General features: G+C 40.8%; 10 protein-coding genes. 5 read left to right on the forward strand and 5 right to left on the reverse strand.

Annotated elements, in window-relative coordinates; genetic code table 11:
- Position 1 precedes the first annotated feature (1 nt).
- From CWC02_RS00470 to xseB, 4 genes are all read right to left on the reverse strand, one after another.
- The gene (locus CWC02_RS00470) at positions 2-2104 is read right to left on the reverse strand and encodes a collagen-like protein (RefSeq protein ID WP_138615830.1); all 2103 of its coding nucleotides are present in this window, start codon (positions 2102-2104) and stop codon (positions 2-4) included.
- Between the two features lie 285 nt (positions 2105-2389).
- Entirely contained in the window at positions 2390-4252 is a 1863-nt protein-coding gene (gene dxs / locus CWC02_RS00475) for a 1-deoxy-D-xylulose-5-phosphate synthase (RefSeq protein WP_138615819.1), read from the reverse strand.
- Positions 4253-4340: 88 nt separating this feature from the next.
- Positions 4341-5228: a (2E,6E)-farnesyl diphosphate synthase gene (ispA, locus tag CWC02_RS00480; RefSeq protein ID WP_138615821.1), complete on the reverse strand. Its 888-nt coding sequence runs from the start codon at positions 5226-5228 to the stop codon at positions 4341-4343.
- A 4-nt stretch (positions 5229-5232) separates the two neighbouring features.
- Positions 5233-5475, reverse strand: coding sequence for an exodeoxyribonuclease VII small subunit (xseB, locus tag CWC02_RS00485; RefSeq protein ID WP_054552565.1), 243 nt, complete (start codon positions 5473-5475; stop codon positions 5233-5235).
- A gap of 272 nt (positions 5476-5747) precedes the next feature.
- Between xseB and pomA the strand changes: the two genes are divergently transcribed.
- The 4 genes from pomA to CWC02_RS00505 all read left to right on the forward strand — a co-directional run bounded on the left by pomA (position 5748) and on the right by CWC02_RS00505 (position 10026).
- A complete protein-coding gene (gene pomA, locus CWC02_RS00490; RefSeq protein WP_054552564.1) occupies positions 5748-6515 on the forward strand; it encodes a flagellar motor protein PomA in 768 nt (255 codons plus the stop codon).
- A gap of 3 nt (positions 6516-6518) precedes the next feature.
- Positions 6519-7442 (forward strand): flagellar motor protein MotB, encoded by a 924-nt coding sequence (locus CWC02_RS00495; RefSeq protein ID WP_138615823.1) that lies wholly within the window; start codon positions 6519-6521, stop codon positions 7440-7442.
- Positions 7443-7572: 130 nt separating this feature from the next.
- Positions 7573-8049, forward strand: coding sequence for a hypothetical protein (locus CWC02_RS00500; RefSeq protein ID WP_138600416.1), 477 nt, complete (start codon positions 7573-7575; stop codon positions 8047-8049).
- 66 nt (positions 8050-8115) lie between these two features.
- Entirely contained in the window at positions 8116-10026 is a 1911-nt protein-coding gene (locus CWC02_RS00505) for a DNA topoisomerase III (RefSeq protein ID WP_138615825.1), read from the forward strand.
- 1 nt (position 10027) lies between these two features.
- Here CWC02_RS00505 and CWC02_RS00510 read toward each other — a convergent pair whose 3' ends face one another.
- Positions 10028-11341 carry a M20 metallopeptidase family protein gene (locus CWC02_RS00510; RefSeq protein ID WP_138600420.1) on the reverse strand — a complete coding sequence of 438 codons (1314 nt, stop codon included), beginning with the start codon at positions 11339-11341 and terminating at the stop codon, positions 10028-10030.
- 83 nt (positions 11342-11424) lie between these two features.
- Here CWC02_RS00510 and CWC02_RS00515 point away from each other — a divergent pair, with 83 nt between their 5' ends.
- A complete protein-coding gene (locus CWC02_RS00515; protein ID WP_138615828.1) occupies positions 11425-12282 on the forward strand; it encodes a tetratricopeptide repeat protein in 858 nt (285 codons plus the stop codon).
- The last annotated feature ends 257 nt before the right edge of the window (positions 12283-12539 follow it).

Here is a 12539-nt window from a genome sequence, read left to right on the forward strand (position 1 = left end):
GTTAGTGATTAAGCCAAGCTGGTAAAACAGCCACAGACTCTGGGGCGGTAAAGGAGTAGCTCACCGTTGCTGCAATGTCACCGCTAGGGCTATTTAAAATATTATCAAAGCGCATAACTAGGCCGTTTGATTTTTCGGCAACATATAAATCATTACCCGTATACATAATATCGACAGGGTTACCTAATTGGCTTGCAGGACCTGCGATATTTACACTTACATTGGTTAAACCACTGGCCATAGCGGCACTATTAATCACATAAATTTTCCCGTCGGTGGCATCGGCTGCAGAACCAACATCAGACACTATTAGTGAGTCACTTAATGGGTCGTAATCAATACCATGAATATTGGTTGGTGCAGCAAATGCAGTGCCGCCCGATGCAGGGGTAATTAAACGATCTTCACCTGTAATGGTTGTCATACCTGACATCCACTTGCTTTTCACTTCATCAAAAACAGCAATAGTGCCATTGGTAAGTGCAACAAATGCTCTGTCAGTTGATGGATCATAGTCTACATCCCAAGGGCGTGCACTAGCACTGGGTGTTAGGGTCATTAATGGGCTTACATCACCTGTTGCGCAGCTAGAGAAAATGAGAACACCAGGCGTTGTTGCATTAAATTCAGCAACAAAAATCATGCCTGTATCTGAAGCTATATCAATACCTTTTGGTGAGATAATACCAGTACTTGCTCCCATGATTGTTCTATCTTGGTTGGTTGCGTAACTCTCGCCGTTACGCTGTGTTGCAACCTTGTTTGAAATAACGATACCACCCATCGATGTAACTGCATCATCAAATGTTGCATAGCTGGTGCCAGACTTATCAAATGCCACACTTTCAATTGTTTGATTTGCATTATACGTTGCCAGTTCGGCTGTTAAAGGTGCGTTTAAACGACTAATTTGACCTGTTGTCGGACCTACTGTTCCTGGATTACTACTAACAGCTACACCGAGCAGGGGCATGTTAACCATAATACTATCAGAGCTATCTTGCATATTATTATGCATAACGGTTTCTGTTATTGATTCAGGTTTTGTTGTTGGCGTGATGAGATCTGGTGATACATCACCACTTTCGCCTGCAAATATATTACTAAATACTAAAACTGCATCATTTGATTTTTCAGCCACACGCAAGTCGCTGCCAGTAAGACTTATATCCACAGGGTTACCGAGCATAGACATTGGGCCTGCTATATGACGGTCAACCGCTACCATACCATCTGCTTGAGCAGCATTTGAAATTACAAAGAGTGCACCATCTGTTGCATCAGATGCACTACCTACATCAGACAGCACAAGCTTGTTACTAGTCATATCTAAAGCAATACCATGAATATTGACTGAGATTTTTGTACCAGTTTCATCACTTGGTGTAATGGTTCGAGTTGGTGTTGCAGCAAAACCACCCATTACATAACTGTCGTAAACAGCAACATCACCATTAGTTAGTGCGACGTAAAGACGATCATTATTTTCATCGTACGTAAGATCCCATGGTGTTGCATCAGTTACCGTTGTTGCTAATGGTGCTACATCGCCTGCAGCTTCTTTACCAAATACAGTTACTTGCATAGCATTAAAATCAGCAATAAAAACAAGACCATATTTATTAGAGATATGTATGCCCTTCGGATTTACAAGTGTGGTGTTTGTGCCAGTTAACGTACGATCAATATTATTGGTGTACATGCCATCTGCACGGTTTAACACTTGGCATACGGTACTCAGTGCTCCATTTCCAGAATCAGCAGCTTGCACTAAATTACCTAAGCTATCGAAAACAACACCTTCATTAGCACCAGTATTAAATGTTGTGAGTTTAGCGGCATTTTGATCAATGAGGTTGATAGTGCCCGCATTATCAGAGCCATTGTTCGCTAATATAAATGTTGCTGATGCAAAGCCAGGAGCGCCATCGTTGCCATTCATACCATCAGCGCCATTTTGACCGTCAGCGCCATTTTGGCCATCGACACCATTAGTACCGTCTTGCCCTGCTGCACCTTGAGCTCCCATAGCACCATCTTTACCATCATCTCCATCACACCCTGTAATACCCAGCATCACAGCAAGAGCAATGGCAGAAAACATGACCTTAGATAGTTTTGAATTAGCGAGTTGTTGATCTTTAATAGCTTTACTTTTAATCGTATTCATTTGTCTATACCTTTTAAATATTCCATCAAATGTGAACAAACAACCTGTATTGTTTAACGACAAAATACGTGCTCACGAGTTAACCTCAATGAATAAACGGCTAGCTAAAGATATTGGATGCAAGAAAATAGAAAATAGGTAAGTTATTTTTTATGTGTATGTTTTTAAATAATAAAAAAGGAGCCATGAGGCTCCTTTTTAATGAATTGCGTATAGTTTTTAAGCCATGAACTCTTTAATGCGAGTTAAGATGCCATTGGCATCTAGGCCCATCTCAGCGTGCATTTCATCTTGTGTGCCATGCTTAATGAACTCATCTGGAATACCTAAATTTAAGATAGTCACATCGGCTTTGATTGCAGCCAAATATTCATTCACAGCAGAACCCGCACCGCCTGCAATGGCATTGTCTTCTAAAGTAACAATGACATCATGGCTGCTAAGTAACTCATTAATAGCTTCAGTATCAAGAGGTTTGATAAAGCGCATATCAATCACTGTTGCATTTAGCTCATCTGCGGCTACTTTGGCGCTCTCTAACAGCGTACCGAACGACAAGATGGCCACTTTACTACCTTGTTTGATACTACGCGCTTTACCGATTTCAATCGCACTCATTGTTGATTCAACATCACAATTGCCGGCACTACCACGTGGGTAACGAACAGCAACAGGTTGATTGCATTGGTAGCCAGTGTAAAGCATTTGGCGGCACTCGTTAGTGTCGCTTGGCGCCATAATAATCATATTAGGAATACAGCGCATAAAACTTAAGTCATAGGCGCCTTGGTGAGTTTCACCATCAGCACCAACAATACCTGCACGGTCAATAGCGAATAAAACAGGTAAGTTTTGTAATGCTACATCGTGGATAAGTTGATCGTAAGCGCGTTGTAAAAAGCTTGAATAAATAGCAACAACAGGCTTCAACCCTTCACAAGCGAGGCCTGCTGCAAGCGTTACAGCATGTTGTTCAGCAATCGCCACATCAAAGTATTGCGCAGGATACTCTTTTGAAAAACGCACCATGCCTGAACCTTCACGCATCGCAGGGGTAATTGCCATTAGCTTGTCGTCTTGGGCTGCCATATCGCATAACCAGTCACCAAACACATTTGAGAATGTGGCAGCACCCGGTTTTGATTTTGGTAATTTCGACATGCTCGGATCAAATTTTGGTACGCCGTGGTAGCCAATTGGATCCGCTTCAGCAGGCTTATAACCTTTACCTTTTTGCGTTTTAATATGTAGTAACTGTGGGCCTTTAAGGTTACGCATATTACGTAAGGTATCAACCAACATATTTACATCATGACCATCGATTGGGCCGATGTAATTTAGGCCTAACTCTTCAAAGAACGTACCCGGAATGACCATTCCTTTTAGGTGCTCTTCCATGCGGCTAGCAAGTTCTTTCACAGGCGGTAAACCAGAAAGGAGCTTTTTACTGCCTTCACGAATATTGGTGTAGAAGCTACCAGATAAAATTCGGGCAAAGTGGTTATTGAGTGCCCCCACGTTTTCTGAAATCGACATTTCATTATCGTTTAAGATAATTAACACGTTAGGATTAACATCACCCATGTGATTCATTGCTTCAAATGCCATACCAGCAGTGATCGCACCATCGCCAATAACAGCAACAGTTTTACGATCTTTACCTTCTTTTTCTGCAGCAATGGCCATACCTAAGGCTGCTGAAATTGAGGTGCTCGAATGACCAACACTGAAAGTATCGTATGGGCTTTCTTCACGGAATGGGAATGGGTGTAAACCGTCTTTTTGACGAATAGTATGCATTTGGTCACGACGACCCGTTAAGATTTTATGCGGGTATGCTTGATGACCCACATCCCAAACTAAACGATCTTCAGGAGTGTTATAAACATAATGCAGTGCAACTGTTAACTCAACAGTGCCTAAACCTGATGCTAGATGACCACTACTTTGCGAAACTGAGTTAAGTAGGTATTCGCGTAACTCTTTACTAAACGCAGGTAACTTGTCTTGCGCTAAATCACGCAGTTGTGCTGGTTCGTCAACCAAACTTAATAATGGATACTTGCTACTATCAAGTGTCATGATTTTTTATACATCCTTCGCTAACCAGAGTGCATTATAGCCCATTGCCGCTCCGATTTTTTAGTTATTTTGTCTTTCTTTTTAGGTATTAATAATTGCGTTCAACAATATAGCTTGCAAGACTCGCCAATTCGCTGGTGTCGTAATCAATAGCCTCAAGAGCTTGATGGGCTTGAGCCAGCAAATCTTGTGCTTTTTGCTTTGCGCCTGCCATCCCTAATAAAGCAGGGTAGGTTGCTTTGTTTGCAGCAACATCGGAACCCTGTGGCTTACCTAATGTTTCAGTATCAGCTTCTACATCAAGGATATCGTCTTGTACCTGAAAGGCCAGCCCAATTGCTTGACCGAATAGGTTTAATTGCGCGAGTGTATGTTCATCACAGCTTTTTGCACTCAATGCACCGAGTGTAATTGCACAATTAAGCAAGGCACCCGTTTTTAGCTGATGAATGCGCTCTAGCTGAGCAACTGTAATTTCTTTATCGGTCGCTTCAATATCCAGTGCTTGCCCACCTACCATACCTTCAATACCTGAGGCTTTGCTTAATGAGGCAATCATTTTTACTTGCTGGCTCGCAGAAACAGCAAATTGATGGTTAGCGATTAAATCAAATGCCAGTGTTTGTAAGGCATCACCTGCGAGTATGGCTTGTGCTTCGCCATAGACAATATGACAGGTAGGGCGGCCACGTCTTAAGTCATCATCATCCATTGCTGGTAAGTCATCATGAACTAAAGAATAGCTATGAATACACTCAATAGCGGCGGCAAGAATATCAAGATCGGCCTTGTCCGCGCCCATCATCCGGCCCGTTGCATATACAAGGTAAGGACGTAAGCGTTTACCACCATTTAGAACACCGTAGTGGGTGGCTTCTTTGATGTTTTTTTCGGTATTAAGTGGCTGTTCAAAATAGCGATTTAAATGTGCTTCAACGTCTTCACGAGCGCGTTGTAATTGTTCTTTTAATTGCACTTAATTAGTCCAAGTTTGAATCAAAATTGCTAAGAGGCGCTTGGCTATCGTTACCCATTAAAATGGCAACTTTTTGTTCGGCTTGTTGTAACTTACCAGACGAAGCGTTTGCTAGCGCAATGCCGCGTTCAAATTGTTTTAGTGATTGTTCCAGTGACAATTCACCTTGCTCCATTTGTGCAACAATTTGAGATAATTCATCCAGTGCTTCTTCAAAGCTTAAGTTTTCTGGTTTCTTTGTTGCCATTGTGGCCTCGATAGCTGTTAGAAAGTGAGGCCAATTTTAGGGGGAATGCTAAACTAGGTCAAAGAATGATGTGTTTTTTTACGCATAATTCATTTTTAGTATGCTATTTTTACGATTTTAAATACAGCTTAAACTTGTAGCTTAAAAATCTTACATTAAAATAAAATTAATTCATTTAATGATTTAAGTATTTCAACTGCTTGCCGATAAGCAGTTAATAATAAAAATTTGATACTTGAGTGTATCGTGTAATTGTTCCTCTGGAGGGGTATGTGGATTTAGCAACCATAATAGGTATTCTTGGTGCCATAGGCTTAATTGCTATGTCGATGGTGTTAAGTAGTGATGGCCAAGTTGCAATGTTTTACAACACGCCTTCGGTGGTCATTGTATTTGGTGGTTCGATTTTTATTGTATTATCAAATTTCACCATGGGGCAATTTTTGGGCATAGGTAAAGTGGCAGCAAAAGCTTTTATGTTCAAAATCGAATCTCCGGAAGAATTAATTGAAAAAGCAGTAGAATTAGCTGATTCTGCACGTAAAGGTGGCTTCTTAGCATTAGAAGAAGCTGAAATCCCCAACGGTTTTATGCGTAAAGGGGTCGATATGTTAGTGGATGGTCATGATGCTGATGTCGTTCGCGCCACGCTGCAAAAAGATATTTCTCTTACTGCTAACCGTCATGAACTCGGTGCTGGTTTATTCAAATCACTTGCCGATATTGCTCCTGCAATGGGTATGATCGGTACGCTAATCGGTCTGGTTGCTATGTTATCAAACATGGATGACCCAAAGGCAATCGGCCCAGCAATGGCAGTTGCCCTTTTAACAACTCTCTATGGTGCTTTCTTAGCAAACGTTGTCGCTATTCCAATTCAGGTAAAACTAGAACTGCGTAAAGACGAAGAAGCCCTTAATCAACGCTTAATTCTTGACGCGGTGCTAGGTATTCAAGACGGTCAGAACCCGAAAGTAATTGAGGGTATTTTGAAAAACTACTTAGCCGAATCAAAACGTAAAGTTGATACCGAGGAGTAGAGCATGTCAGATGAAGAGTGCAAATGTCCTCCACCAGGCTTGCCTGCATGGATGGGAACCTTCGCAGATTTAATGTCATTATTAATGTGCTTCTTTGTACTCTTGCTTGCTTTCTCAGAAATGGACGTACTGAAGTTTAAGCAAATTGCCGGCTCCATGAAGTTTGCTTTTGGTGTACAAAATAAAATTGAAGTAAAAGATATTCCAAAGGGAACCTCGGTCATTGCCATGGAGTTCACTCCGGGTAAACCTGAACCTACTCCTATTGAAACGATTCAGCAACAAACCGTTGAGATGACACAACAAATGCTTGAGTTTCAGGCTGGCGACGAAAGCTCCGCCGGTGGTCGACAAGAACAGCGCGGTAATAAACGTGGTGGTGAATCGCAAAGTACGGCTCAGCAACAAGCTTTAGAACAGTCAATTTCTGCGGCTGATCAAGAACAAACAAATGAACTTGTGAAGAAAATTGCTCAGCAACTAGAACAGCAAATTATGGATGGTGCGATTGAGCTCGAGTCATTAGGCCAGCAAATTATTATTCGCATTCGTGAGAATGGTTCATTCCCATCGGGTAGTGCTTTTTTACAGCCAAAATTTAAACCTATTATTCGTGATATTGCTACGCTGTTAAAAGATGTGCCGGGTGAAATAACCGTGTCAGGTCACACTGATGACTTCCAAGTATCGAATGAGCTTTATACTAATAATTGGGATTTATCATCAAAACGTGCGGTGGCAGTTGCCAGTGAAATGGAAAAAGCGCCAGGGTTTGATAAGTCCCGTATGATGGTAGTCGGCCACGCAGAAACGAGGCCTCTAGTACCGAATGTAACCGACGAAGATCGCAAGCGAAATCGCCGTGTTGAAATCTCTATTATGCAAGGTAAAGCACACGAATCTGAACCTATTGATGTAAGGAAGTAAATCAATTAAAGTTAAGCCTCATTAACAAATGTAATAGAGAATAAAAATGAAAAAAGTTGATAAATATAGCTACATGCCTGGTAATGGTAGTGGCGACGATGATGGTAAAACAGATTAAGGTTAGTTAATTTTGCCTGATTGGTTTGTATATACCATCTCAATTTTGAATAATAGCTGGGTGTTCATTCTGAGCCCTGCTATTTTCGTTTTCTACCTCCGCAAAGATTGGCAGGCATTCCACTTTACCGTAATAACTGCATGTTTCTTTTTATACGGTACCTTAATTCATAGCGGCTTACGTGAATTTGATGACATTTATATTTGGCGCTATGTCGTTTGGGCTTTTAATGATATTGCTTGGATGGCAATCATTGCTTACTTAGGTATTAAAGATAAAGTCTACTTATGGCAAAGTGTTTTAGGGCAGTTGGTTGTGATAATGGCGCCTATTTTGCAACTGTTCCGTTTAGTTGACCGCCACCTTTGGGATTTGTCTTACAGCACTTACATGTATAAGACCCTGCTACCGCTAATCAATATTGGTACTGTGGTCGTATGTTACCTACCACTTATCTATCTTTTTACTCGACGAAGCCAGCAAGCTTAAGGCGTTTCTTCGTTAAAAATCCTGTGCTAGACTACTGTTTATAAAAACAGTATTTAGTGTTGCGTTATGAAACTTTACATTGCCGAAAAACCATCTTTGGCACGAGCCATTGCAGATGCTCTACCAAAACCACAAAAAAAACATGATGGTTATATAGAGCTTGGTAATGGAGATAGTGTCTCTTGGTGTATTGGTCATTTACTTGAGCAAGCAGAGCCCGATGATTACGATGCAAGTTTTAAAAAATGGCGATTTGAGCATTTACCTATCGTGCCAGAACAATGGCAATTAAAACCTAAAGCAAAAACACGCAAACAACTTACTGTACTAAAAAAGCTCATTAAGCAGGCAAGTACAATAATTCATGCTGGCGACCCTGATAGGGAAGGCCAGCTATTGGTTGATGAAGTGATCGAACAGGTTAAACTTAGCCAAGCCAAAAAACAGCAAATTCAACGACTCTTGATCAGCGACTTAAACTTAAGTGCAGTTAAAAAAGCACTAAATAATTTGAAATCGAACCGCGATTTTATTCCTTTGAGTGTGTCTGCCTTAGCTCGATCACGTGCCGATTGGTTATTTGGCATGAATTTAACTCGAGCCTATACGCTTGCTGGGCAAAAAGCTGGATTTGGCAATGTGCTATCTGTTGGGCGTGTTCAAACGCCTATTTTAGGTTTAGTCGTTAATCGTGATAATGAAATCACTCACTTTGTAGCGAAACCTTTTTATGAAGTATTAGCTCACCTTGAAACTCAGCATCAGCAAACATTTGCTGCAAAGTGGCAACCAAGTAAAGCATGTGAACCTTATCAAGATGAAGAAGGGCGAGTATTGCATAGGGGGCTTGCTGAAAATGTTGTGTCACGTATAACTAATCAACCAGCTAAAGTGGTTGAGCTTGAGCAAAAGCAAAAAAAACAACAGGCACCGCTACCTTATAATTTATCCGCTTTACAGATTGATGCGGCAAAGGCGTTTTCAATGCCTGCACAAAAAGTGCTAGATACCTGCCAAAACTTGTATGAGCGTCATAAGTTAATTACGTACCCTCGTTCAGATAATCGCTATTTACCAAAAGATCATCATAAAGATGCCGCGAGTATTATTGCCGCCATCGCTAATAATGAAGGTCAAGCAATTGAAGCTTGTAAGCAAGCTGATAGCAGTAAGCGGAGTAAATGTTTTAATGACAGCAAAGTGGCAGCTCACCACGCTATTGTTCCTACCGAAAAACAACTTCGCTCAGCGTCCTTGAATAGTGATGAACAAAAAATCTATCGCTTGATCTGTCGTCATTATTTAATCCAATTTTATCCAGACTATCTATTTAACGAAACCAAAATAACGGTTGAAATTGCGGGTGGGCTTTTTAAAGCAGCAGCTAAGCAAGATGTTAGCTTAGGCTTTAAAATATTAATGGGCAAAACAGAGTTAAAAGATGAGCAAACCTTACCACCACTTGAAAAAGGTCAACAGCTGCATTGCAATCAAGGTGAAGTAGTAGACAAAATGACGACACCGCCAGCGCATTTTACTGATGCGACCTTATTAAGTGCCATGACAGGCATCAGTCGGTATGTGAAAGACCCAGAAATTAAAAAGATACTTAAGGAAACAGATGGTCTTGGTACTGAAGCTACGCGAGCCGGTATTCTTGAGCTTTTATTTAAACGCCGTTTTTTAGAACGTCAGGGTAAAAACATTCTGGCTACCGCAACAGGTAAAGCACTCATAAGTACATTACCAGAACAGCTTGCTAGCCCTGACTTAACAGCTAAGTGGGAAGCATCGTTAGGTAATATCGCTGAACAGCATATGAGTTATCAGCAATTTTTAACACCATTGTTGGAAGAGTTACATGCTTTAGTTGAGCAAGCCAAGCAATGCGATAGCCAAGTCTTTGCCCAGTTACCAAAAACGCCGCAAAAGCGACGTTTTAAAAGGAAGGCTAAGCCCAGAGCCAAGTCAGCCTAAACTACTTTTTGTTGAATAGGGCAACCGCGGCGTTACTCATTGCTGTAATTCCAGTTGGAAGTGCTTTTTTGTAATCAGGTGCAAACTTACTTGAGTGTAAAGAAGGTAATGTTGCGCCAGATTGCATTGCTGAGTCATATTGACTCGGTTCAACACCGCCTAACCAAAACAAAGTAATCGGCACATTTTGTTCTGTACGGCCATAAAGGCCAAAGTCTTCACCGGCCATTACAGCTTCAGTTTCAAGTACATTGTCTTCACCAATAGCGTTAGCAATTGCTGAACGCACTACATTGGTTTGTGCAGGATTGTTATAAGTTGAAGGAATTGACTCATCTTCATGCACATAGACTTCTGGTGCTAAGCTTTCGTCAAGCCCAGCACTTAATGCGATGCCTTTAGTAATTCGTTTAATTGCCGCGATTTGTTGTAAACGAACTTCAGGGTTATAGCTACGCAATGTAAGTTGTAGTTTTACTTCATCTGAAATGACATTGTGTTTAGAGCCTCCATGAATTGAGCCAACGGTGATCACTGACGGCTCGAGTGGTGACAATTCGCGACTAGTAATAGTTTGCAGTGCCAATACAATACGTGAAGCAATCACAACTGGGTCTATCGTTGTGTGTGGGTAGGCACCGTGACCGCCTTTGCCCTTTACTGTAATATCAACAGAGTCAACACTTGCCATTGTATATTCAGTTTTCATGCTAACTTTACCAGCAGGAACACTTGCACTTACATGCAAACCAATAACATGATCTGGAGTAGGGTACTTAGTGAAAAGCCCTTCTTTAAGCATTGCTTTTGCACCACCGCCAACTTCCTCTGCAGGTTGTGCGACCATCATTAACGTACCTTGCCACTGATCTTTATGTGTCATTAACTGTTGTGCTGTGCCAATAAATGAACTCATGTGAATATCATGACCACAACCATGCATTACGCCAACGGTTGCACCAGCATCATTTGTTACAGTCACTTTAGAAGCGTAAGGTTTTCCAGTTTGCTCAACAATTGGTAGTCCATCAGTATCAGTGCGGATCATTACTGTAGGGCCATCACCGTTTTCATAAATACCAACAACGCCATAACCACCTACATTATCTGTAACAGTAAAGCCCAGTTGTTTTAATTGCTTTGCAAGCTTTTGGCCCGTTTCTTTTTCATGGTAAGACAGCTCAGGAGATTGATGTAAGTCTAAATAGAGCTTTTCAATTTCAGGCATAGTCTTTTGAAGGTTTAAATCGAGCGTTGTTGCTTGTGCGAATGGACTAAGAAGTAATAAAGCTGCAGAAATAGCAGATAATTTCATAATGACCTCGACCCGTTGGGCTTGTAATTGTTATGTTTGCCACTATATAAAAACCTAAATACTTATATAGTGCAATCAATCAAATGAATAATATGATAAACCTTACCCCACAAAATTTGCAGCAAGCATTGGGTGAAACGTCAGCTGAAAAGCTAGTGCTACTTACTTTTTACTCTGCACAAAACCCAGAGTGCCATCAGCAAGCTGCAATTTTAGAGAAAATAGCAAATGAGTATGGTGAGCATTTATTAGTAGCGACATTAGATTGCGATGTTGAGCAAGCTCTTGCAGGGCAACTTGCGCAGCAAATTGGTTTACAAGCATTACCAACGCTTGTGATGTTAAAAGATTCAGCACCTGTCGATATGTTACCGGGTGCTCAAACAGAACAGCAAATTCGCGATGCGCTAGCTAAACATTTACCAGCTCAACACGAGTTATTATTAGAGCAAGCTAAGCAAGCGTTAATTAATCAAGATCTAAATAATGCCTTTAACTATGCAAAGCAGGCTTATGAACTTGATCCAAATCACACACGTGTAAAGTTAGTTTTAGCTGATATCTGTATTCAAATTCATAAATTAGAAGATGCACAAGCATTATTAGATTCGGTTGCAGAAAACGAACGTGATGCGTATTTCACAAATATTCAAGCAAAATGTGAACAAGCATTAGCTGCCACTGATTCGCCAGAGATAAAAGCACTGCAGGATAAAGTTGAAAAATACCCAAATGATTTAGAGATAAAAGTAGAACTAAGTAATGCTCTTAATAGCGCGGGTCGTAAAGAAGAAGCACTAGAGATGTTATTTAATGTACTTAAAAAAGATCTTAACTACGCAGATGCAAAACCAACCTATCTAGAAATTATCGCTTCTTTACCTGATGGCGATGCCTTGGCATCTAAGTACCGTCGTAAGTTATATAGTATCTTGTACTAATTAAGAGTTGATTGATAAAAGCGCCATTAAAAATAGTGGCGCTTTTTTTATTTAAAAACTTGCGTATTACCTATTATCGATAATACTTAAGATCCTCTCGAGAAAAGTTGGCTGTATTTTGTACAGTAAACTGTGTTTTTTACTGCCTTTAGCTTGTTTTTTGCGCGAAAGGTAAGTTTTTATTAGTTTTCTACAAAAAGTGCTTGCGTTAAAAATCCATCTCCCTATAATGCGCATCCACTGACACGGCGGGCAGC

Source organism: Pseudoalteromonas sp. S2721 (genome assembly GCF_005887425.1).
Taxonomy (GTDB): domain Bacteria; phylum Pseudomonadota; class Gammaproteobacteria; order Enterobacterales; family Alteromonadaceae; genus Pseudoalteromonas; species Pseudoalteromonas simplex.